Source organism: Micromonospora sp. NPDC048835 (genome assembly GCF_040649995.1).
Taxonomy (GTDB): Bacteria; Actinomycetota; Actinomycetes; order Mycobacteriales; family Micromonosporaceae; genus Micromonospora.
In genome coordinates this window covers 90,946-112,293 of sequence record NZ_JBEZGM010000001.1, presented here as the reverse complement: position 1 = coordinate 112,293, position 21,348 = coordinate 90,946, and the positions used below count along the sequence as shown (strand labels likewise).

17 protein-coding genes are annotated in these 21,348 nt (G+C 67.4%); 11 read left to right on the top strand and 6 right to left on the bottom strand.

The window, feature by feature from the left end:
- Position 1 precedes the first annotated feature (1 nt).
- The 4 genes from AB0C15_RS00450 (at position 2) to AB0C15_RS00435 (ending at position 4,852) form a co-directional block, all read left to right on the top strand.
- Positions 2-949, top strand: a complete 948-nt coding sequence (locus tag AB0C15_RS00450; protein ID WP_357347128.1) for a DUF3883 domain-containing protein — start codon at positions 2-4, stop codon at positions 947-949.
- Positions 950-1,085: 136 nt separating this feature from the next.
- A complete protein-coding gene (locus AB0C15_RS00445) occupies positions 1,086-3,104 on the top strand; it encodes a hypothetical protein (RefSeq protein ID WP_357347126.1) in 2,019 nt (672 codons plus the stop codon).
- 241 nt (positions 3,105-3,345) lie between these two features.
- Entirely contained in the window at positions 3,346-4,362 is a 1,017-nt protein-coding gene (locus AB0C15_RS00440) for an abortive infection family protein (protein ID WP_357347124.1), read from the top strand.
- A gap of 310 nt (positions 4,363-4,672) precedes the next feature.
- The gene (locus AB0C15_RS00435) at positions 4,673-4,852 is read left to right on the top strand and encodes an SHOCT domain-containing protein (RefSeq protein ID WP_357347122.1); all 180 of its coding nucleotides are present in this window, start codon (positions 4,673-4,675) and stop codon (positions 4,850-4,852) included.
- Positions 4,853-5,123: 271 nt separating this feature from the next.
- Here AB0C15_RS00435 and AB0C15_RS00430 read toward each other — a convergent pair whose 3' ends face one another.
- From AB0C15_RS00430 to fxlM, 5 genes are all read right to left on the bottom strand, one after another.
- The gene (locus AB0C15_RS00430) at positions 5,124-5,891 is read right to left on the bottom strand and encodes a thiopeptide-type bacteriocin biosynthesis protein (RefSeq protein WP_357347120.1); all 768 of its coding nucleotides are present in this window, start codon (positions 5,889-5,891) and stop codon (positions 5,124-5,126) included.
- A 27-nt stretch (positions 5,892-5,918) separates the two neighbouring features.
- Positions 5,919-6,995 carry a lanthionine synthetase C family protein gene (locus AB0C15_RS00425; protein ID WP_357347118.1) on the bottom strand — a complete coding sequence of 359 codons (1,077 nt, stop codon included), beginning with the start codon at positions 6,993-6,995 and terminating at the stop codon, positions 5,919-5,921.
- Positions 6,992-9,757, bottom strand: a complete 2,766-nt coding sequence (locus tag AB0C15_RS00420; protein ID WP_357347116.1) for a lantibiotic dehydratase — start codon at positions 9,755-9,757, stop codon at positions 6,992-6,994. Before AB0C15_RS00420 ends, AB0C15_RS00425 begins: the two co-directional genes overlap by 4 nt.
- 91 nt (positions 9,758-9,848) lie before the next feature.
- Complete coding sequence (locus AB0C15_RS00415) at positions 9,849-10,013, bottom strand: FxLD family lanthipeptide (RefSeq protein WP_357347114.1); 165 nt, start codon at positions 10,011-10,013, stop codon at positions 9,849-9,851.
- Positions 10,013-11,269: a methyltransferase, FxLD system gene (gene fxlM, locus AB0C15_RS00410; RefSeq protein ID WP_357347112.1), complete on the bottom strand. Its 1,257-nt coding sequence runs from the start codon at positions 11,267-11,269 to the stop codon at positions 10,013-10,015. Before fxlM ends, AB0C15_RS00415 begins: the two co-directional genes overlap by 1 nt.
- Before the next feature lie 329 nt (positions 11,270-11,598).
- Here fxlM and AB0C15_RS00405 point away from each other — a divergent pair, with 329 nt between their 5' ends.
- Positions 11,599-12,975, top strand: a complete 1,377-nt coding sequence (locus AB0C15_RS00405) for a helix-turn-helix transcriptional regulator (RefSeq protein WP_357347110.1) — start codon at positions 11,599-11,601, stop codon at positions 12,973-12,975.
- Between the two features lie 4 nt (positions 12,976-12,979).
- Here the strand turns inward: AB0C15_RS00405 and AB0C15_RS00400 are convergent, their stop codons facing one another.
- The gene (locus AB0C15_RS00400) at positions 12,980-14,779 is read right to left on the bottom strand and encodes a prolyl oligopeptidase family serine peptidase (protein ID WP_357347108.1); all 1,800 of its coding nucleotides are present in this window, start codon (positions 14,777-14,779) and stop codon (positions 12,980-12,982) included.
- 304 nt (positions 14,780-15,083) lie between these two features.
- Between AB0C15_RS00400 and AB0C15_RS00395 the strand changes: the two genes are divergently transcribed.
- The 6 genes from AB0C15_RS00395 to AB0C15_RS00370 all read left to right on the top strand — a co-directional run bounded on the left by AB0C15_RS00395 (position 15,084) and on the right by AB0C15_RS00370 (position 20,833).
- The gene (locus AB0C15_RS00395; RefSeq protein ID WP_357347107.1) at positions 15,084-16,490 is read left to right on the top strand and encodes an APC family permease; all 1,407 of its coding nucleotides are present in this window, start codon (positions 15,084-15,086) and stop codon (positions 16,488-16,490) included.
- On the top strand, positions 16,487-17,500 hold the full coding sequence (locus AB0C15_RS00390) for an acetamidase/formamidase family protein (RefSeq protein ID WP_357347105.1): 1,014 nt from the start codon (positions 16,487-16,489) through the stop codon (positions 17,498-17,500). The genes AB0C15_RS00395 and AB0C15_RS00390 overlap by 4 nt, the downstream gene beginning before the upstream one ends.
- Positions 17,501-17,510: 10 nt before the next feature.
- The gene (locus AB0C15_RS00385; RefSeq protein WP_357347103.1) at positions 17,511-18,188 is read left to right on the top strand and encodes a GPP34 family phosphoprotein; all 678 of its coding nucleotides are present in this window, start codon (positions 17,511-17,513) and stop codon (positions 18,186-18,188) included.
- Positions 18,189-18,288: 100 nt separating this feature from the next.
- Entirely contained in the window at positions 18,289-19,194 is a 906-nt protein-coding gene (locus AB0C15_RS00380) for a hypothetical protein (RefSeq protein ID WP_357347101.1), read from the top strand.
- Between the two features lie 35 nt (positions 19,195-19,229).
- Positions 19,230-19,883, top strand: coding sequence for a GNAT family N-acetyltransferase (locus tag AB0C15_RS00375; protein WP_357347099.1), 654 nt, complete (start codon positions 19,230-19,232; stop codon positions 19,881-19,883).
- Positions 19,884-20,014: 131 nt separating this feature from the next.
- Positions 20,015-20,833 carry a phosphotransferase gene (locus AB0C15_RS00370; RefSeq protein ID WP_357347098.1) on the top strand — a complete coding sequence of 273 codons (819 nt, stop codon included), beginning with the start codon at positions 20,015-20,017 and terminating at the stop codon, positions 20,831-20,833.
- Positions 20,834-21,348: the final 515 nt, after the last annotated feature.

The window sequence follows — 21,348 nt, the reverse complement described above, 5'->3', positions numbered from 1 at the left end:
TGTGCTGTCCGAGCCGGTACCGATCCATCCCAGTCACCGTCACCTTCAGGCGGCGTTCTACGTCGCCCGGCTACTCAAGCCGGATGGCGAGCCTCGGCACGCGCTCGACCGAAGCTACCGGAGTCTCGCGACGGGGGCGCTACACGATCACCGCAGCCTCACCGAGGGTGAACGACTGCTTACCCGAGCGGGCCTGGTCGCGACTCAGCGACACCTTGTCGTCCCGTCCAACGATCTGCTGGCCATGTCCCGATTGCCGGTGGACACGTTCGTTGAGGCGCTGCTCTTCAAGATTCTGACCGACCAGCGCGAGGTGTGGCTGGCGCAAATGGCGACGACCGACGAGGTCCGTTGGGAGCTCGTGCCCTACGACGTTGCTACGGCGCTTGCCTCTACCTTCGAAGACGAGCGCGAACGCGACGCCATGCTACTTGCTGCGGCCAGGAAGGTTGATCTTCAGGTGCTGCAGGAGTTCGGGGACGAAGGCGAGCAGGCGGTACTCGATGCATGCCGGACCCATCTGCGCAGCGCGGGAATGCAGCATATGCTCCCCGACGTGGCCCAGGTCAGCCTGATCGACGACACCTTGGGCTACGACATTGCCAGCCCCGATGCCACCGGTCAGCGTCACCGGCTCGAGGTCAAGGCCACCTCAGCACCACCGGGCTGGGTTGAATTCTTCATTAGCCGAAATGAGGCCACCGTCGCCGAACGCGACCCTCGATGGTCGCTGGTGGTTACCCGCCGGGAGCAGGATCCCGCCACCGGCGAGCCGGTCATGCAGGTCGCCGGATGGCTCACTCACAGCGATTTCGCCGCTGCGCTGCCTGCGGACCCGCCACTCGGCGGCGGCCAGCTGCGAGGCCGCTGGGCGTCATGTCGAATTACGCTCAGTGCTCAATGCCTCCGTTCCGGCCTTCCGCTTCGCAAGCCGGACGAACCGTGCTAGATCGAAAGCCTGCATGGGTGATTCCCAATCAGGCGAACCACGCCGTAACATGATCAGTTGTTCAGCTATACGACACGCACCCTCACGTACGTGACACGAACGCCCCCACGGTTAAGTGAGCGAACCTAGGACAACGATGACCGCGATGACGGCCCCAACGACCGACCCGCCAACGCCGTCCCCGTCGTCCCCCCGGAATGAACCGCTCCGCAGCCCACTCGGCGGGCTCGACTACCTCAAGGTCAGTGCGGAAGCGCGAGCCGAAAGCCGCAACCGGGAACTCCACCTTCCGCCGGTCAGCACCTACCGATGGTGGGCTCGGCGAACTAGCGCCGTCAACGGAGCGGTCATCGACGCGTTCAACGCGATGATGCCCGGTCGACTGCTCGTAGCTGACATGTTCGCCGGCGGTGGCGTGATCCCGCTCGCAGCCGTCGCACGAGGTCACCAGGTGTACGCCCAGGACCTCAACCCCTGGCCAGCGGCTGGACTCACCGCAATGCTCGGTCTGCCCGCGCCCGACAAACTCCGGGAGGCGGCGTCGACGATCGAGCAGTGGATCCACAGTGAGGTCGAAGCCGCCTACGGCACCACACTCTCCGACGGCACCAGGGGCGTCGTATCCCACACGATCCGAGTAGCAACTGGCGAGTGCACCGACTGTGGTAAGCGCGCGCGCATGTTCCCTCATGCGCTCGTGTCGCTACGTGCTCGCAAGGAGAGCGGAAACCCCCAAGCGTGGTTGGCATGCCGACGAGGCCACCTGTTCTCAGCCATGTCCGACAAACGTCGACGATGCCCGATCTGCCGCCTCCTAGTCGAGCCAACGGCCACCTACACCCCGATGCGAACGATCACCTGCGAATGCGGCAAAACAGACCGCCTTGCCGATCGAGCCAAGACCTGGCAGTGGGAGATCGTGCTCGTCGACCGTTCCAGCCGTACGGCCCGTGAGGTCGACATCCCCACCGCCGCTGAGCGCGAGACGGCCGATTCAAGCGGATGGCAGCCGGTGGCTGACCTGGGGCCAATTCCACCCGGCCAAGAAACCAGCGTGCTCACCCGTCACGGCTTCCACCGCTGGCAGGACCTTTACCCGCGCCGGCAGCGGCACATGCTCGAACGGATACTCGACCTCGCAAGCCGCTGCTCGCAAGATCCCTCTGTCGTGCGCGCGGCGGAATTGGCCGTCGTCGGCAGCGCTGAGATGGCCGGCCACCTGTCTCGATGGGACCGGTTCTACCTCAAGAGCTTCGAATCGATGGCGGGCCATCGATTCAATCTCACCACCGTCGCCGTCGAGCCCAACGTCTGGGGCGGCGTCGGCCGCGGGCGGGGAACCGTCCTTCGGCGCCTCAACCAGCTCGTCAAGTCCGCAACATGGCTGCAGGAAAAGACCGGCCGCGAGCTTCTCGTCCAAGGGCCGCTCACCACCAACGCACCGGCCGCAGCTATGAACGAGTGGGACGTACGGGTTGTCGAAGGTAGCAGTGAACAGATGGTTCTGCCGGCAAACTCGGTGCACCTTGCCCTGACCGATCCGCCGTATCACGACGATGTTCAGTACGCAGAACTGTCGGGCCCCTTGCGTGCTTGGGCTCGCCTCGCAAACGAAAAGCTCACCAACGAGGCGCTCACCGGCGAAGCCGTGGTCAACAGCACCACTGGCCAACTCGTCGATGACGGTGCCTACGAGGCGCTGCTAGGCCGCATCTTCAAGGAGGCCCGACGGACGCTCCGTCCGGATGGACACCTCATCTTTAGTTACGCCAACCGAAGCCCACGCGCCTGGGCCGCCGTCTTCGGCGCGCTGCAGACCGCCGGCCTACGCGCTGTGGGCTGCGAGATGGTTCACAGCGAAAATGAGACTGACCACGCCAAGCGGGGCGTGCGAGCTTGCACCCTCGACCTCATGCTCGACCTCGTCCCCTCCGGACCCTCCCCCGTCGAGCAACACCGGCCACATCCCGCTCCGGACATTCCTCTGACTGACGAACGACGGTTCCTCAGTGTCGTGGCCGACATGTTTTTACAGGTTGGTGACCTCAAGGACGGGTGGCGCCTCAAGGTCCAGAAGACGCTCTCCGAGCACCCCTTCATCGCATCACCGGCCGATCGAGCTGCCGCGGCAACCGTGGAGGTAGCCGCAGTTTAGGGCAGCAGTAAATTGACTCGCAGGAGAAGAGGTGGGCGGGGGCCGGGAACTTCTGATCGGCACGTCGGCCGCCCAACCCGAAGCATCCTCGTAGCCTCCCATCCGCGGACCAACAGCGCTTCGCGGCGGTCAGCCACCGTTCAAATGTGAAGGCCACGGCACCGAGCGAACGGCGGGGATAACGGTTCGATCCCGATAGCCACTTGCTGCTCGGTGTGGTCCGGGCTGGCATGATCCACGAATGACGACGCACGTGCTGACTGCAGAGCTTCCCCGGCCGGAGGCGTTGGGACACGCCGCTTGGGCAGCAATCCAAGATCCGTTTCAACGACTGCGGTCAGCGGTGGCTACGAATGACCGTCCGCTGGTGGTTGGTTCGGCCAAGGACCTCGTCGAGGCGACCGCGCGCGTTGTGCTCGATGCTCGCGGTCGCCCCGCCGGTAGTGGCGAAGAGTTCGACAAGGTGTTGGGTGACGCACATCGCGAGATTGAGTACAAGGTGGGACCGGGAGTAGCGGCGAACGCGGTGGTCCGCCAAGCCGCCAATTCGGCTCGCAAGCTGGCCGGGATGTTGCGCGAGCTACGCAATACCTACGGCACTGGTCATGGCCGATCAGTCCTGCCAATTCTTGAAGACGAGATCTTGGAAACCGCCGTTGACGCGGCTCTGTTGTGGACCCGCTGGGCCCTCCGGCGGTTACAGCTGGTACTCCTCGGATCGCTGCAGCCTTTGATCGCCGATCTCAGCACGAGCTCGTTCAGCATAGGCTCCCTCGCTACCCGGCTCGCGGCGGTGGGCCTTCCGCAGTTGGAGCATGCCGATCAGCGTCAGCTAGGTGTGGCCGTTGGGCAGCGGGCGTCTCGCAACACCTTCACTGTGCGCATCGACGGGGTCGAGGCATGCGCGCTGAGTCAAGACGCGGTTGCTTGGCCCTTAGGCTATCGCGAAGGAGTCGTAGAGGGGCTGTTCCTTGACCAGTTCGGGCAGTTGCACCTCGACGAACAAGCCCGAGCTCCGCGCCTAGCAGCTGAGATCCTGTCCCCTCATCCCGAGCGAACTAGAATTTTGGACGAACTCGCCGAACGTATCTACCGGTCAGCCTGGTCGCACGAAGTACGCCTGATGTGGCGTCAAGCCGTCAGCGAGATGGACCTGGCGCAACGACTGCTCGGCGACAGGACAGCAGAACAAGTGTGGTCAGCGATCTCTGAGCACATCCGAACTACCGGCGAAAAGTACGACGCACTCCAGCAGTAGCAGTCGGGCGCCGACGGTAGCTGCCCGCCACCCGCCGTCGGATCCGCTTCGGGCTCCTCATTGCCACAATCGACGCGCAGGCACCACCCGCCCGCCGGGCGTTGGCCCGCTACCTATGCGTCTACGCCGAATTCGCCGGCATCTCCCCCGCCGAGCTGGCAACCCAGGCAGACATCGCAACCCCCGTGACGATGGACATCCTCGCCAGCCGTCACGCCGCCGCCTGCAGCAGCACCGCCCTCGACGAAGATTTTTGGAGCATCGCCCGCTCCGTCGACGCCCCACCTCTAAGGGCAGCGCGTCGGGCGCCGTGGACGTTGTCGAGTCGGATTTCGACAACCCTGTCACGCGTCCACACTCCGACCCGACAACCCCGCCCCCCAACCCGATCGCCGACCGGCTCCGCCAACTCGCCGCCGTGTACCAGCAGGGTCTGATCAGCGACGGCGAATACGCCGAGCAACGCACCCGGATCCTCGGCGAGCTATGAAAGGCCACGACGGCGGCACACGGCGCCCTCCGGGAACCGACAGGGCCTCTACGACTGTCCATCAGGGCGATCGTGGAGCCGGAGCCACCACAGGCTTCCGTCGTTTCTGCGCTCGACCAACTCCACCGACCGGCGTAGAACGCGGCGTTCCAGATGGGGCCCGACTGGAAATGGCGACGCGCACGGCCTGCAAGCCCACACCAGGTCTTCGTCGCTAGGAGATCCAGGCTGAGCCTAGCGAGCGGGTCGTTCGCCAGCCGGCGCTCTCACTCTAGGTAGAGACGCCGTCGAAGATTGCTTCCTTGGCGGCGCGGGCGAGGGTGCCTTGGATGCTTGCGCGGATTCCGAGGCGGTTCATGTGGAAGATCACGTGCATCGCGATGACTCCGCGGATTCCTCGGGTGAGCCCGCCCGACTCACGGAGGGTGCGCAGCGCCTTCCCGGTGTCTTCGAAGGCCCTCAGCCACTCGCTGGCGATGCCGCCCACGAGAGGTGAGCCGAGTAGGAGGCGGCGGACACCAGCGGTGAGATCAGTCCAGGCTCGCAGGTCCTGGGGAGTTCCTGGGCTGGTCAATTGGCCGCGCTGATCGGCGATCCTAGCCCAGATGTCGCCTTGCTCGTTGATGTCGAGGTCGGCAGCGCGCATGAGCGCAGTGCAGAGGATGAGTGCGTGTTCCCGCCGGTCGTCGGGGTTGTCGCTCAGGTAGTCCAGGAGGTGTCGGCTGTCGTGGTGGAACAGGGCGTGGGCGGCGTTCATGCTGGCGGATCCACCGAAGGCATGGGTTTCTGGTTCGTAGATGTCGGTGGTCCAGTTCACGGTGTCGGTGAGCAGTAGGTGCATCGGATCGTTGGTGGACGTGGCGGGGAGGTAGCGGATCCGCCACGGGCCTTTGCGGATGAACCACCACGAAGTGATGAGGCCCTTGGCTTCGGCGGCGGGTAGCACGCGGGTGAGGTGTTCGACGGCTTGCCTTTCCCGATGTCTGGGGTCTGGGCCAAGGTAGGCGAGGTTCACCTGCTTCCAGGAGTTCTGTTCCATCAGTTCCGTCCGGTCGATGGTGGCGGGTTAGCAGAGGAGCAGGCAGGCGTCCCACGAGGTCTTCGTGGTTCCGGTCGCGGCCAAGGCGGCGCCGGATGTCCCGTCGAGGAAGCCTGCGGGTTCGTCGGTCGCCTCTTGCGCCTGCTGGTGGAGACGCTCCAGTGGCGCGAGGGGTATGGGTGTCAGGGCGTCGACGGCGATGCGGCGGGCGGTCGTAAGGAGGCCGCCGGTTCCGTGGCACAGGGCGCGGTCGGTGAGCTGAGGGATCTGGGCCGCGTCGTTCAGACAAGCGATAAGCGCGCTTTCGGCAAGGTGTTGGCGTGCTGTGTCGCCGAGGGCGAGCGCGGTGAGTTGCTGGGCGCGGGCCATGCCGGGCGTGCCATAGCACCAGGACGGCCGGAGCGGTCCGCGCTGGCTTGGGTCGCCGCGGCGGAGGTCATCGAGCGTGATGGTCTGGGGCCACCACGTTCCGGTGCTGGTGCGGCGTTGCCAGGTGTCGAGCCACTGGCAGACGCGATTTATCGCCTGGGTGTGTCCGTCGACGGTGATGCCGTCGAGGAGGGTGAGTGCCAGGAGTGCGAGTGGGCCGGTGATGCCGTGGGCGATGCCGTGGTTGCTGTGGCCTCCGGCTGGTCCTGGCTCAGTGCGGTTGGGGCCGTGTGGGCACCACCAGCCGGGGAGCGCGCCGATGGGTTCGGTGAGTCGTACGAGGTAGGTCAGTACCTCGCGGAGGATGTCGAGGTCGCCGATGCGACGCAGGGCGACGCCGAGGCCGGTGAGGCCGCGGATGAGGTCAAATTCTGCGTACGGGGGCTGTTGGCGTTGGTCGATGCGGCGGTGCGCGGTGTGCAGCCGACGGCGGGCCACCGTGGCGGTTGCGGCGGCGGCGACGCCCTGGGCTCGGATGAGCGCGGGGTGGTCGGATGCGGCGAGGACGAATGCGAGCGCGGGTACGCCGTAGTAGAGGCTGGCGTTGTCGGTGGCGCTGACTCCGTCGGCGGTTGCTTGCTGGAGTGCGGCGTATGCCGCCTGCCATCTGCCGGTTTCGAGGTGCCAGAGGGCGATGCCGGCTGCCCCGTCGGCGAGTGACTGTCCTGCGGTCATGGCGTGCCGCGGATGAGAATGGTGTGGGCGACGGCGCGGGCGAGGCGGAGACAGTGCCGTTCGGAGGCGAGGTCGACGCCGATCATGCGGGCGTGGTGCAGGTGGAGCAGGTCGGCCAGCACTTGGTCCGGGTCGAGGCCGTCTCGGTCGACGAGTGTCCGGTAGGCGGTTAGCGCCGTGGTGAGCGCCGCTGTTAGTTCGTCGTCTCGGTGGGTCCGGCGGGCGTCACTGAGCTGGGTGGGGTCCAGGCGTGGGCCGCCGCGGTGCGGGACGTGTTCGGTTATCCAGCGTGGGCCGCCGCCGCTGAAGCCGTGGGCGATGGTGAGCATGCTGGCAGCGGTGGTGGCGTGCCGGTCGCCGGTGAGGTTGGCGAGGACGGCGCGGGAGTCGGCGGCGAACACGGCTTCGGCTGCGGCGAGGGTGGGCCCGGTGCCGTGGCGTGTCTCGGGCCGGTAGGTGGCCAGGCTGTAATCAGTCAGCAGGCCCTGCTCGTCGAGCCGTTCAGCCCATACGGCAACGTCGCGGGCAACGTCCGCGAACTGGTTGGCGTCACGCAATGGAACGCGCAGCCGCAGGTGGGGCTGCGGGTCGGGGTAGCGCAGGAACCACCAGCCAGCCGGCAACACCTCGGGGCGTTTCGACAGGTCGGCGAGGATGTGCTCGGTTCGGCCGGTGAGGCGGACGTCCAGCCACAGCGATTGGCCGGGTCGGTGCTGCACGGTGCTGGCGGGACGCGCCGGTCGAGGAGGCAGCTCATCGCGCGGCGGGGTGCGGGTCAGGGTGAGCAGGAGTTCGGAGGGTCTGCCGTCAATCCAGCCGGCCCATCCCGGCGCCTCGGTGAGTGTGGCGTATCTGCGCCGGTCGAGGTGGCTGCGCAGCAGCGCCAGGTGGGCGGGGTCGTCTAGGTCGAGGCGTAGCCGTGCGTCACCGCTGCCAAGGAGTACGTCTGCGGGTAGCCGGTGCTGGTCACGGTGCCGCTGCCAGGCCGCCCGCCACTGGTGCCACGGCGCACCGTGCTCGGGTAGGGCGGCTGCGGTGATGGTCCAGCAGGCCGGATGCAGGATCGACCGGCCTCGCCGTACGCGTGGCAGGAACGGCAGGCCGTTGCAGCGGCCCCAGTCGAACGGGACGCACGGTGCCGTCCACGCGATGGGGATCTCCGTCAGGAACCGGATGAGCGGCTGCTGCAGCGTCGGCAGCAGCAGGCAGTTGAGCAGCATCGGCTCGACCGGCCGGCCTGTCCTACGCGACACGAGCCAAAGCCGCTGACCATCACCTGCGACGGCCAGGTCCGCGAGCGTCCACTGCGGTTCGGGGTGGAAGTCGCCGACGGGCAGGACGGGCAGCAGTTCGGGAGCGCGGGCGAGCGCGGCCAATCGGCTGCCCAGTGGAGGGCCGGATATCTGTACCGCGTCCGCGCCCGGCAGCGTCGTCGGCAGGTGGGTGTAGACGTCCGAGAACCGCGCGAGTTCGGACGGGGTGAACAGGTGCAGAAACCGGCCCGCTGCGGCGCCCGCGTGGCGGGCGCCGCTGACGACCGTGAGCGTGAAGTCGCCACGGTCGAGGTCCCGGAGCGTAGCTGCGGCAAGGGTGAATTGAAGTTCGGTGTGCGGGACCGGAGGCCGATCGTCGTCGCCACGCAGTTGGTCGACGAGCTTGGCGTCGAGCATCACCTCGGCGCAGTTCTGCAGGGCCGCGCGCTGGGCGAGTTCCGCGACGAGGACGTCGCGTTTAGTCAGCTCCGTTGCGTCGCGGCGCAGTGAGCCGCGGTATCCGGCGGGGAAACCCAGGACGCGTAGGACGTCGGGCAGCGGTACGGCCGCGCCTGGTCCCCAGCGTTCGATGAACGCGGAGTGGTAGACAGCCCAGCCCGGCAGGCGCGGTGCCACGCTGACAAGTACTGCTGCGGCCTCGCATGCCTCGCGGACCACGGCCGGTGGCAGCGTTACGGCGCAGTCGACGCGCAGGTCAACCTGGACACCCTCGCCAGGGTCAGGCAGGTCGATGTGCTGACTGAGGTGAGCGACTGGCTCGGTTACCGTCACCGGTGGGCGGATCTCGGACACGAGGACGCCGGCGGCAACGAGAGCGGCAAGGAGCCGCTCGGCGCGGTCCGGCAGGCTCGTGTTGGTCCGCTCGACCATCCGGGCCGTCAAGTCGACGAACGCGATCGGTGAGCTGGCAAGCTTCACCGCCAGTCGTACCGGGTCGGTGAGGTCAATTTCCACGTTACTGATCCGGTCGCCGTCGCTGTGGCCGCAGGGCACCACCCACGTACCGCCACGCGGATACCCGATCGGGTTCGTGACGACCCTGACCGAGCGGAGCACGTGCAGGTCCCGTTCCGCCTGGGCTGTGTGCTCGACGATGAACCGGCCATCGGGGCACCTCACCTCCCGGTGCTCGGCACCCCAGCGGACTGCCGCACGCGGGCCAAGCTGCACGGGAGCGACTCCGGCGAATCGACCGAACGGCGTCGCGCGCGTCGTCCACCTCAGGAGGTATCGGACTGTCGCCTCCACCACGCGGCGCAGTCTCGGCCCGGTCACGGCTTCCTCGGCGAGTACACGGGCGATCTGGTCGGCCAGCTGCGGCGCGGCGTGGGTAACGGCAGCGGCGAACCCTGGTAGCACCCAGGCCTGCCGTAGCCATTCCCGCCACCGTTCTGGCTGCTCGACAGCCAGGTCGGGCCACGTCGGCAACGTCAGATCGGAAGGGTAGGACGCTGCCCTGACGAGGGCCGCACCCGTCGCTTGGAACATCGCGCGCTCCCGGAACCGGCGGGGCAAAGGAGAGGGATGTGAGGGTGGGGCCCGACCTCGTGAGGTCGGACCCCACCGCGCGGGACCGCTGTTACTTGCCGCCGCCGGAGCAGGCGTTCGAGCCAGTGTTGCCCGAGCCGCAGCCGTCGTCGGTGGCAGTCGCGTACGCGCTCAACGCCGGGCCAGCGTCGACCAGCCGGAGGTTGAGCTCGCCCTCCACGCGTTCCTGGCCGACCTCGTACTCGTCGAACTCCATCAGGACTCCCTTCCCTCAGTGGTGAAGGCCAGGACGATGCGGCTGTGCCGCTTGTCCACGGCCGTCCCGGCCGGCAAGTCGCCGTCGGGGGTCTGCGCGGGCAGAACGTGCAGTGCCGGCGCAGGACAGCCGGCGCTCACCCAAGCCCGCATGTGCTCGACCAATCGCCCCGCTGCCGCAGCCGCCGCGGAGGTGTCAGGGCCGTGGGCGTACGCGCCCAAATCGAACGCGTCGCCGGTCCACCGCAGCTCCGACCGGTAGGCGAACGTGCCGTCGTCGTGCAGGACAGCAGGTGTCCCGAACCGCCACGACGGCGCGACGACACCGGACGAGATAGCGGCATCCTGGGCGGTCAGCACGACGAACTCCTGTCCTGCGGCAGCGACGCGAGTCGCAAGCCACAGGTCCAGGTCCGCCAGCACGGTGGGAGGCGGCAGGCTTACTCCGGCCCATGCCTCCTGCCGGCGCGTCTCGAGCAAGCCGTCGAGGCTCCGGGAGTCAAGCTGCTGGCCCTCATCGAGGCGCAGGTGGACCCCATCGGCCACGTCGACGTACTGCACGTCGTATGCCCCGTCGCCCTGTACCGGCACGAACCCGCACTGCCGATCGCTCATGCTGACCAGGCCGACCCCGGAACGGCGAAGCGCCCACGATCGAGTCATCCCGAACGTGCGCAGCGGCACCACCAGGACGCCGTCGTCGGTGAGCTGCTCGCGCCATGCCGGCGGGACGTCCCACGCCCCAGCAGTGACGATGATCAAGCCGTAGCGACGGCCGGGTTCAACAGGATGTTCGGCATCGGCGCACACGACCTTGACATCGTCATAGCCCGCCGCCTTGAGGCAAGCGACTGCTCGGTCCGTGACGTCTGGGTCGATGTCCACCGTGGTCACGGAACCGGCCGCGCCAACGAGTTCCCGCAGCAGCGAGGCGTTGTAGCCGCCGCTACCGATCTCCAGCACGTGACGGCCGCGGAGGCCGCCCAGCGCGTCGGCCGCCTGGCCGAGCATCTCCGCGATGAGGAATGGCGCCGACACCGAGCTGATGTTCTCCTCACCGCGCCGCTTCGTGATGACCGCCCTGTTCTCGTACGCCTCCTCCAGGGGAAGGCCGGGCGTGAACAGCTCGCGAGGCACCTTCCGCATTGCGGCTTCCACCTCAGGCCGCAACGTCAGACCCTTGGCCGCATGGTCATGGGCCAGGCGATCGACCATTGCACGGCGCAAAGCCGCGCTGTCTATGGTGCTGACGCTCATGGGCTGCTCCCTCCGGTAGGTAGAGACCGCCAAAGCTCCGGCGGCGCTCCTGCTTCCAACGATCGACCGGCGCTTTGCCACCGGGTGCGGAGCTGACGGGTGGGCGGCTCCCTGGCTCTCACATTCACTCTTCGAGGCCCTGAAAGGTAATGCCTGGCATGCGGACGAATCCGGTGTCCGCATGCCAGGCATCCACGAAGCGGGTGGGTAATCAACCTGTCCTAGGCATGCTTGGTTGCATCGCACCGAGGGGTGCGTGACCCTAGTTGGGCGGTGTCCACGCTGCTGGCCGCCGTTTGATTTGGAGCGACGACCCGAGGAGGCAGTGCATGGGTCAGGCCCCCCGGGATCTCCAGCCATCCCTGTCCGAGCGCCACTTCTTCGGTGCCGAACTACGCCAGCTGCGTGAGCGGGCCGGCCTGTCTCAGGCACGCTTGGGCGCAATGATCCGATTTAGCGCTGATCTGGTTCGTCGGGTCGAGACAGCGGACCGGTTTCCCTCCCGGGAGTTCGTTGAGGCCTGCGATAAGGCGTTAGAAGCCAGCGGGTCCTTGATGCGGCTGCTGCCGCTGCTTGAAGCGAGCCGCAACAACGTGCGCGAGCCGCCCACAGGCCACCTTGGCGTAACCAACCTGTTGCCCACCTACTCGGCGCAACCATCGGGAACGCCTGGCATGCTCGTGCGGGTTCCGTTCCAGCCCGGGGTCCTTGATCGTGCCGCTCTGGACTGGTTAAACACCACAGCCAGCCCTCTTCTGTCGATGGCCGAACGACCCGGCTCTCCGGATCAGGTCTGCGAAGAGGATCTTTTCTCCGCTGAGACCGCCCTGGCGATGTTCAGGCAACTGGACCACACACATGGTGCTGGTCGGGTGCATGCCCAGGTGCAGCGCTTCATAGAAGATGAGTTGAACCACCTGCTTGCGAAGACGCCCGGCTCGGCGGCGATTGGGCGGCGCCTCAGCACACTGGCAGCGGGCTTCTTTGAGTTGTGCGGCTATCAGGCGGTTGATACCGGTGCCCACGGTCTCGCGCAGCGTCGCTACCTACGCGCCCTGCGGCTGACGGAGGCCGCGGACGACCGCCTTTACGGCAGCTATCTGCTCGCCGTGAACATCGGCCACCTCGCACTGCACTGCGGTCATCCCGCGCCGGCTCTGCGGATGGCGCTCGCAGCGGTGCACGGGGGCCAGACGCGGGCGACGCCCGCAGTGCGCGCAGGGCTGCACGCCGTGGTAGCGCGGTCGCACGCTCGACTCGGACAACAGGGCGAGTGCCTCAACCACCTCGACATCGCGGAAAGGCAGCTGGCCCGCAGCCGACCTGAGGACGAGCCGACGTGGATCCGCTACTTCACGTCGGCCTACCTGGCTGATGAGATCGCGCACTGCTTCCATGACCTGGGCAGACCGCAGGAAACCCAACGGCACCTGCGGGACGCTCTCGGCGCGCTGAGCCCCACGCATGTTCGTCGTCTTGCCATCGACACCGCGCTACTGGCCTCGTCGTTGGCCGCTGCCGGCCGCATCGACGAAGCCTGCGCTGCCGCTCGACAGGCGGTAGATCACACGGCGAAGACCGCTTCGCACCGCTGCTTGCAGCGCGTCGTCGAGGTCCAGGCGGACCTTGAGCCCTACCGGTGCGAGCTGGAGGTACGTGAGTTCGGCGAGTATGTGCGCGATCAGCTGCCTCATGCGGCAGTGTGACCCCTCAACTGGTCGCCGCAGCCGCCACCGCAGCACGGTAGTGAGCCAACTCCGCCTCCAATGCGGCGCCGGCGCCCGTGGACGTCGCCACGTAATGGCCGACGTCGGAAAGAAGCAGCAGCTCATGGGGAACGCCTCGAGCCGCCAGATCATCGGCTAGCTCGCATACATCCTCCATCGCTGCCACTTCATCGGCAGTGCCGTGGATGAACAGCACGGGTCGCCGGACGGCGGCGGCCTCGACTCGCCCGGCACCACCGCGAAGCCTCATGGCGTGCGCACGCTGGAACCGGGGCACCGTCTTTGTCCATCGGTCAGGGTCCACGATCGCTGAAATGGCGGTAGCAGCGGCGAACGGGCCCTGCTGTGCCACGGCATGCAGCGCCGTGTATCCGCCAGCGCTGGCACCGCGGATGAAAACCTGTCCTGGCGTGGCTTGCCCTGCTGCTAAGAGGTGGTTTGCCACTGCTGCACAGTCGTCAACGTCGTCCAGGCCCCACCGGCCATACAGAGATTCCCGGAAGGCCCGGCCGTACCCCGTGCTGCCGAGGTAGTCCACGTCGACAACGGCGAATCCGCGACTGGTGAAGAACTGTGCCTGCCAGTCCAGGCGCAGCAGGCAGGATGCGGTTGGCCCAGGGTGCGCCCGAACGATCACGGGTGCCCGCCATGACGCCGGCGAGCCCGCCGGTGGATACACCAGCGCCAGCACCTCACGACCGTCTGTGACGCGGACCCGCAGCTCCGTCGGCGTCGACACCTCAACCCTCGCAAGCCCGACATGTTCCGACTTGGCAAGCACCTCCACCTGCGGGTCGTTATTGCCCAGGTGAACGAGCGCGATCTGAGGCGCCACCGTCGGTGACGACCCGATCAGCGCCACCGTCGTCCCCAGCGCGGCCAGGTAGGGCTTGATCGACGTGTATGGCAGATCCACAGGACGGACAGCGCCGGAAGATTCGATGAGAACGAGTCGGTGTCGCGGCCCGTCCTGTACTGCCACGACGATTCGACCGTCTTCGAGGAAGTCGTATGACGCGTAACCCAGCTCCCACGGCTCTGCGGCGCACTCACCGATGATGGATGCCACCGCCTCGACCTTGTCTCCATCCCAGCGGAACAGATTCCACCAACCGCTGCGGTCTGACATGAAGTACAACGCGCCATCGGGTCCCCACCGAGGCTCGATCGCCGACTCGTCGGCATCGCCGGCGACCTTCACCGGTGACTCAATGTGCCCGTGCGGTGAGTAGGACGCCACCCATACCTCGCAGGCGTCCCAAGGCATGTCGCGCTCGCTCCAAGCAGACCAGGCCAGGGAGCTTGGACCTGGCCGCGGTGCGCTGAGGAAACCTCTGCTCGCGACGAGGGTTCTCCGCTGTCGTGTGCCCGTTAGCGGAATCGCGATCAGCTCGTCGCCGTGGTCCGACTCTCGCACTGCCAGCAACTCGCCGTCGCCGAGTGTCAGATCTCCCAAGGAAGCCCGGCTGACCAGGTCGAGCTCACCGCCGTGACGACCCTCGTACAGGCCACCTTCGCCAGCGCACCACAGCCATCCCTCGGCGACCGCGAAAGATCCACCACCGTAGGCGTGGACACTGTTAGTCACATTAAACCCCGCAGGGCTGGCATCGCGTACGCCCTCGCCGCCCCGCCAGCGCGTCAATGTCGTGACACCACCTGCGTCCGGGCGAGTTTCTAACCAATAAAGCGTGCCGTCCGAGACGCGCAGCTGGTCGTAGCTGACGGACGCGCTGACGGCGTCGCCCAGCGAGACAGCAGCAACAGAATCCGCCACGTTCACGGGCCCCTCCTCGAACAACTCTGCGTGGCCCGCCCGTCGCCGGACCGGCACGAGTGCTCCTCGGACATCGGCGACTCTACGCCGGAGTCGTCCGCCCCAAGTCGCGGGACGCCGTATGCCGAACCGGGCGCTGGCCGGGCCGCCGTGTCATCGCCCTCTTCATGCGGACAACTCCCCTGTCCGCATTTCCGGTATCGACCCGGCTATTCAAACCGAGCGACCCTTTCGAAGCGGAAAGGCCCGCAGGCCTGGCCGGTAAAGATGTCCCCGCCCAATCAAGACTCAATCGGATCGGAAGGCTGCAGTGCATTTACAAGAGGGCTTAGCGCGTTACGGGTACCACCAGGAGTTGGCCCGAAGGCTGCGTTTCCGGGATCTGGTGGCGTACGGCTTGGTGTACATGGTGCCGATCGCCCCGATGGCGATCTTCGGCAGCGTCTATGCCGGCTCCGGCGGGATGGTCGCCCTGGCGTACGCGGTCGGTGTGGTGGCGTTGGTGTTCACCGCGTTCTCGTACGCGCAGATGGTGCGGGCGTTCCCGATGTCGGGCAGCGTCTACAACTACGCAGGCCGCGGCATCAGCCCGCCGGTTGGGTTCCTCGCCGGCTGGGTGATCCTCCTGGACTACGTCCTCGTACCGGGGCTGTTGTATCTGGTGGCGTCGGTGGCGATGCACGCCACGGTCCCGGCGGTGCCGGTGTGGGTGTGGCTACTCGGTTTCGTCGCGGTCAACACGATAGTCAACTCGGTCGGCATCCGCATGACCGCGGTGGTCACTCGGGTGATGCTTATTGGCGAGCTGATCGTGCTGGCGGTGTTCCTGGCCGTCGCCGGGTGGGCCCTCGCCTCGGGTAGGGGCCGGTTCAGCTGGGACGCCTTCTACAACTCCGACACGTTCACCTGGTCGGTGGTGGCGGGGGCGGTGTCGATCGCGGTGCTGTCCTTCCTCGGATTCGATGGCATCTCGATGTTGGCCGAGGAGACCAAGGGCGGCTCCCGGCAGATCGGCAGGGCGATGGCCGCGGTTCTCGTCTTGGCGGGGGCGTTGTTCGTCGCGCAGACGTGGCTGGCGGCGATGCTCGTCCCCGACCCGGGCGGGCTTCTCGCCGACGGTGATCCGAACGGGACCGCGTTCTACGACGCCGCCGCCGTGGCTGGCGGGGGCTGGCTGGCGACGCTGTGCGCGGTCGCGACAGCCATCGCGTGGGGGTTGCCGAACTCGATGGTCGCTCAGGTCGCGACCTCTCGGCTGCTGTACGCGATGGCCCGGGACCAGCAGTTGCCGGCGTTCCTGGCGAAGGTGTCGATCCGGCGCAACGTGCCGATCAACGCCACGCTACTCACCGGCGCGGTGTCCCTGGCGCTGGGCCTGTACATGGCGACCCGCTCGGACGGGATCACCCTATTGTCGTCGCTGATCAACTTCGGGGCGATGGTCGCGTTCCTCGTCCTGCACGTCTCCGTCGTGGTGCATCACCTCATCCGGCGGCGCAGCGGGAACTGGTGGGCGCACCTGGTCATGCCCGCGGTCGGCTTCGCCATTTTGGTGTGGGTGGTGGTCAACGGCAACATTGCCGCCCAGCGCCTCGGCCTGGCCTGGCTCACCCTCGGGATGGTCGTCCTGGCTGGTCTGTACCTGTCGGGCCGCCGGCCTGCCCTCTCCGGGCTGGCGGCGGCGCAGCCGCAGGCACGTCACGTGGAGCGGGTGTGACCGGCATGGACTCGTTCACCTACCGGCCCGCTCGGGACGAGTTGGCGTATACCTTCGGCGGTCGGATGCCGGTCGCGCACGTGCGCGGCAGGGACGTGTTCACCGTCGCGACCGAGGACTGCTTCGGTGGTCTCGTGAGGGGACCGGCGGACCTGCCGTCGCAGGTGTGCCGCATGCCGTACCTCAATCCGGTGTCCGGGCCGTTCTTCGTCGAGGACGCCGAGCCCGGCGACACGCTCGCCGTCCACCTCGCCGCCATCACCCCGGCCCGGGACTGGGGTGTGTCCTCAACGTTCCCGCACTTTGGGGCGCTAACGTCCACCTCCCACACCGCCACCCTGCAACCACCGCTGGAGGAGCGGGTGTGGGTGTACGGCATCGACCGGCAGGCCGGGACCGTACGGTTTCAGGCCACCCGCAGCGACCACAGCGTGGACCTGCCGCTGGACCCAATGATCGGCACGATCGGTGTCGCCCCCGGCGCGTTCGAAGCCCGATCCACACTCGTGCCCGACACCCACGGCGGGAACCTCGACACCCCGCACCTGCGCGCCGGCACCACCCTCTACCTCGGTGTGAACGTCCACGGGGCGATGCTGGCCCTCGGCGACGGGCACGCCCGCCAGGGCGAGGGCGAGGCCTGCGGCGTCGGCGTGGAAATCGCCACGACCACCACCCTCGCCATCGACGTCATCAAAGGCGTCACCACCCGGTGGCCTCGGTTGGAGACCGACTGGGACATCTTGACTATCGGTTGCGCGAGACCCCTTGAGGACGCCTACCGCATCGCCCAGCACGACCTCGTCCGCTGGGCCAGCGCCCTCACCGGCCTGGAAACCCTGGACGCCTACCAACTCGTGTCGCAGGCGGGACGGGCGCCGATCGGCAACGTGTGCGACCCCAACTACACCGTCCTCGCCGCCATCGACAAGACCCTGCTCCCCGCCGCCGGTCCCGCCTATGGCGGGGCGCACGAGCGGCTGCGGCGGCTCACCGCCGGGCTGCGGTAGGAACCCGGCGATGACCGCGTCGATCCCGCGCCTGCCCCTGCGCGATGACCTGTTCCTCCTCGGCCACGACGACGACACCGGACACCCCCACGTGCACCAGCAGACCCTCGCCCTCGGGCTCGCGGGCGCGGTCCTGATCGACCTGTACCTGGCCGGGCGGGTGACCCTCGACCCGAAGGACGACACCCGCCCGGCCAGCCACCAACGGATACACCCGCACATCGACCGGCCAGTCGGGGACCTGATCGCCGACGCCGCGACCGCCACCATCCGCCACACCCACCCACCCCTGCGCGGGTGGCTGCGCGGGTTCTCCGACGACCTCTACGACCGCACCCGCGCCGGCCTCGTCGCCGGCGGGATCCTGCGCCAGCACACCCGCCGGCGCCTCGGCGGCCTCATGCGCGCCGACACCTACCTGCCCACCGACAGCAAATGGGCCGTCATCGCCCGCTCCCGCCTGCGCTACCTCGCCTCCGGCCGCGAACAACCCGACAACCACACCGCAGCCCTTGCCGGCCTCGTCGCCGACCTCGGCCTCACCCACCACCTTTACCTCGACAACAACATCACCACTCTGACCAGCCGCTTGAAGGCCATCGCCGGGCAGCACTACCAGCCGGTACAGGACATCACCGCCGCCGTAGACGCCACCGTGGGTGACCTCGCCACGGCCGCCTACCGCTAGCCCCAAGTCACCTCACCTCACCTCAAGAAAGCTGACCGTGAACAACCTGCCCCACCTGCGACCCCCGACCGACAAGCCCCACCCTGTAGGCCGGCGAGCCGTGAAGGTCACTGCCGCCGCCTGCGCGCTCGGCCTCCTCGCCACCGCCACGGCCATCCCGATCTGGACGGGCACCGCTGGGCCGACCCAATCCGCACCCTCGACTTCCAACGCCACCGCGCCTCTCCCCGCCGTGGCGCCGTGTCTGTCGCCCGCCGCCCTGACCGCAGCCCAGCTCAAGGCACGCGCACAGCAGAAACTTGACCCGTCGCCGACGCGTCTGCCGGCGTCGTCCCCGGCGGGGCAGGCTCTCACAGCGGTCACGGCGGGGCCGTCCGGCTGCGATGCCATCCCGGGCCGGTTCGCCTACGTCCACTTACTCCAGTGGGCCACGGACACCACCATCGCGGGCAACAGCACCACCACGCGGATCGTGCTGTTCGAAGAGCAACGCTGGCGTGCCGATGACGCCTCCGGACGCGTCGTTCGCAGCCGCTACCCCGACAGCAACCAGCCGACCGACGACAGCACCTACTACCCCGGCGAGCTGGACGGACCCATCGGCCCGATCGCTGCCGACCCGACAGCGCTCAATGCGAACATCGACGCCACCCAGCCCCGATTCCTCGGGCCCACCGCCGTCATTCGCGGCCTCGTCAACCTGCTCGGCTGGCGTACTCCCAACCAAGCCGCCCGCACCGCGGTCCTCACCGTCCGGTGCGACACCCCCGGAATTACCTACCACGGCCCGGTGACCGACCGGGCAGGCCGAACCGGCATCGGCGTCAGCGCCACCTCCGACGCCATCCGCTTCCTGCTGATCCTCAACCCCACCACCGGCGAACTACTCGCCTACGAAAGAGCAGCACTCACACCGCCAACCGGCAGCGACCGCACCGGCCCCCTGGTCGACGACTACCAACTGTTCCTCGTCCACACCCGTGCAACCAGCAGCAGCAACTCCTGACCCCGCAACCAAGAGCCTTCTAAGGAACCCCAGCCATGGACACTGTCCCGCGTATCCGCGCCGCCCGCTGGGCGGACAAAGACCACGTCGCCGCACTCATCGCCGACGCCCTCCATCCCAGCCCTCTCGCAACATGGCTGATCCCCGACCCGGGCCCACGACATCGCATCCTCACCGACGTCCTCGCCATCTGGGTCGAGCACGCCCTGTTCTACGGCGACGTCCACCTCACCGACGACGCCACCGCCGCCACCGTCGGCTTCCACCGATACCGACCCATCCCGCCGCCAGCGAACTACCCCACCCGCCTAGGGGATGCCGCAGGCGCCCACAGCGATCGCTTCGACCTACTCGATCGGCTACTCGCCGAAGACCGACCCAGTGAGCCCCACTACCACCTCGCGTTCCTCGCCGTGTCGCCCAGCGCGAGGCGGTCAGGACACGGCACGGCCCTGCTCGGCCACCATCGCAGCCGACTCGACCATGTGAACCTGCTGTCCTGGACGAGCACCACCCCCGACGCGCAGAGCCTGCATGTCCGGCATGGCTACATCCCAGGATCGGCGATTCAATTGCCCGAAGGCCCGGTCATCTGTTCGATGCGTCGCAGCCCTCTCCACGGCGACGTCCAGCCAACCAGGACGACCGCGACCGAGGGCCAAAGCGGTCATCCAAGTCTGCGACCATGACCCATCCGCCACTCGCGAGGACGAGACATGAGACCGGCTATCGGGCCGACCTCAAACTTTGGGGTGGCGGGGCTGCGCCCTGCTGTCCGCCAATCCCGCCTCAGCCGGGCATGTAGCAGAGAAGAGAATTAATGCCTAGGGATTGGACCGCTCTGCCGGAGAGTGTCACGGCAGGGATCGCCGAACGGGTCGGCGGAACCTTTGACGTCGCCCAGGCTTCCAGCGGCGACCACGCTGAGATCGCCTCGACAGTGACCGGACCAGCCGGACAGGTCTTCGTCAAGGCGGCCTCCGGTGAGTTGAGCGTCCGGTCTCTGCGTTACGAACTGGCGGTAACCCGGGCCATCGACCGGCACCCGCCCGCAGTCCTGTGGCAGTTCGAATCCGATGGCTGGCTGGTGGTGGGGACCGAGCATCTTGCCGGTCGCCACCCCGACCTGTCTCCCGGCAGCAGGGATCTCAATCTGCTCCTAGCCGCACTGAAAGCACTTCAGGAGACGCCGGCGCCCGACGAGACGTGGTTCACCCCGGCAACCCGGCTCGGATTCGCGCACCCAGCGATGGACGGCGAGACACTCATCCATTCGGACCTCAATCCGGCGAACCTGATCGTGACACCACTCGGCCTACGCATCGTCGACTGGGCGTGGGCAACCAAGGCCGCCGCATGGGTCGAACTCGCGATGCTCATCCCTTGGCTGATCGGTAGCGGCCACAGCGCCGAACAGGCAGAACAGTGGCTCACCCAGTTCCCCGCATGGACCGCGACTGACCGTCTGGTCCTGGACGACTTCGCTTCAAAAAACGCAACGAAGTGGGCCGCCAAGTCTCGGCGAAGCACGGAGACCTGGGTACACGACCTCGCAATGTGGACCGGCGAGTGGGCGGACCACCGGACCGACGGCCACCAGTCAGCCCGTGAGCCACAGCGCGGGGGCACCCTCCCGTGATGTGGGCGCCGGTAGCGGTAGGACCAGCGTCTCAACTAGCCAGCAGTCCCCACTCGGGGCTGCAAATCAGGTCACGCAGCCGGGCGGGTCCATGCCGGTCCGAACCCAGAGCCAGCCGCGCTGCTCCCAATCTGCTCCCAATGTAAGCCGCACATACCGCAAAGCCCGTTACCGATGACTCCGGTAACGGGCTTCTGACCTGCAAAAACTGAGAGTGGGCGATGCTGGTATCGAACCAGCGACCTCTTCGGTGTGAACGAAGCGCTCTCGGAGCACTGCTGATCCGTGCTGAAGCGCAGCAACGCACTCCGGCAGCGCGGCTCGCCACATCCCGCAAGTTCACCTACTCGATTGCCATGCACTCCTAGCGCCCGCTCCACGTGACCAGCGGCCGATGCCTCAGGCATCGGCCGCTTCCCTATGTCCTGACGCCAACCAGCAAGCCATCCAGCTCCCGGAGGAACTCACCCATGACAACCCACCCAACCGCTACGGCGCCAACCAGCCACGCATCA

Bases quoted from the DNA above. Each gene is read 5' to 3' on its own strand.
- AB0C15_RS00445 (WP_357347126.1), top strand. From the start codon at position 1,086: ATGACCGCGATGACGGCCCCAACGACCGACCCGCCAACGCCGTCCCCG.
- AB0C15_RS00440 (WP_357347124.1), top strand. From the start codon at position 3,346: ATGACGACGCACGTGCTGACTGCAGAGCTTCCCCGGCCGGAGGCGTTG.
- AB0C15_RS00430 (WP_357347120.1), bottom strand. From the start codon at position 5,891: ATGGAACAGAACTCCTGGAAGCAGGTGAACCTCGCCTACCTTGGCCCA.
- AB0C15_RS00425 (WP_357347118.1), bottom strand. From the start codon at position 6,995: ATGACCGCAGGACAGTCACTCGCCGACGGGGCAGCCGGCATCGCCCTC.
- AB0C15_RS00420 (WP_357347116.1), bottom strand. From the start codon at position 9,757: ATGTTCCAAGCGACGGGTGCGGCCCTCGTCAGGGCAGCGTCCTACCCT.
- AB0C15_RS00415 (WP_357347114.1), bottom strand. From the start codon at position 10,013: ATGGAGTTCGACGAGTACGAGGTCGGCCAGGAACGCGTGGAGGGCGAG.
- fxlM (WP_357347112.1), bottom strand. From the start codon at position 11,269: ATGAGCGTCAGCACCATAGACAGCGCGGCTTTGCGCCGTGCAATGGTC.
- AB0C15_RS00405 (WP_357347110.1), top strand. From the start codon at position 11,599: ATGGGTCAGGCCCCCCGGGATCTCCAGCCATCCCTGTCCGAGCGCCAC.
- AB0C15_RS00385 (WP_357347103.1), top strand. From the start codon at position 17,511: ATGACCGCGTCGATCCCGCGCCTGCCCCTGCGCGATGACCTGTTCCTC.
- AB0C15_RS00375 (WP_357347099.1), top strand. From the start codon at position 19,230: ATGGACACTGTCCCGCGTATCCGCGCCGCCCGCTGGGCGGACAAAGAC.
- AB0C15_RS00370 (WP_357347098.1), top strand. From the start codon at position 20,015: ATGCCTAGGGATTGGACCGCTCTGCCGGAGAGTGTCACGGCAGGGATC.